At 48.2% G+C, this 280-nt stretch carries 1 pseudogene; it reads left to right on the top strand.

Annotation, left to right across the window (positions count from 1 at the left end):
* Nucleotides 1-280: pseudogene (locus ACRHOZ_RS20905) on the top strand (alanine:cation symporter family protein); the annotation flags it as partial.

Genomic DNA, 280 nt, shown 5'->3' on the forward strand with positions numbered 1-280 from the left:
AGTTCCCTTTATGGCTGGGGTATACGTATTGGCATCGTTGGTGATCATCTTTACCAATATTGAATATATAGGAGATGCCTTCGGAATGATCTTCGCAGGGGCGTTCACTCCTGCAGCTGGATTAGGTCGTATAGTTGGTGTGATCATTGTTGGATTCCAGTGAGCGGCTTTCTCCAATGAGGCAGGTGCTGGTTCTGCGGCCATTGCGAACTCCGCGGTTAAAACCAAATACCCTGCAAGTGAGGGTGTTGTTGCCCTTTTGGAGCCTTTTATTGGTACC

It is taken from the genome of Flagellimonas flava (genome assembly GCF_050617915.1).
Classification (GTDB): Bacteria; Bacteroidota; Bacteroidia; order Flavobacteriales; family Flavobacteriaceae; genus Flagellimonas; species Flagellimonas flava_A.